This window comes from Geobacillus sp. LYN3 (assembly GCF_003064505.1).
Classification (GTDB): Bacteria; Bacillota; Bacilli; order Bacillales; family Anoxybacillaceae; genus Parageobacillus_B; species Parageobacillus_B toebii.
This window is the reverse complement of sequence record NZ_QCWL01000085.1, coordinates 1-352: the sequence shown is the minus strand read 5'-3', so window position 1 is coordinate 352 and position 352 is coordinate 1. Positions and strand designations below refer to the sequence as shown.

At 48.9% G+C, this 352-nt stretch carries 1 rRNA gene; it reads left to right on the top strand.

The features are described from left to right. Positions 1-65: ribosomal RNA gene (locus tag DCC82_RS17205) — 16S ribosomal RNA — on the top strand; the annotation flags it as partial. Between the last annotated feature and the right edge of the window lie 287 nt (positions 66-352).

Here is a 352-nt window from a genome sequence, read left to right as displayed (position 1 = left end):
AAGTGATTGGGGTGAAGTCGTAACAAGGTAGCCGTACCGGAAGGTGCGGCTGGATCACCTCCTTTCTAAGGACTGTATGTGTGTGAAATAAGGTGGGCGCTTCGGGTTTGTTCAGTTTTGAGGGAACATGCTTAGGTTCTCTCGAGTTAAACGCTTTGTGTCAAGTAGTCTTGTGCCTGCGTCTACAAGCAGGTTCGAGGAAGTTAGGTTCCTCGGCACAAAGCTGCAGAGAAGCGAACTCAAAGTAGTAGCTTCGTTCCTTGAAAACTAGATAACCGATTGGAAGAAGCCGAGAAGCGAAGGCGGCAAGCATGAAGCTGTTTTCGCATGGTTAAGTTAGAAAGGGCGCACG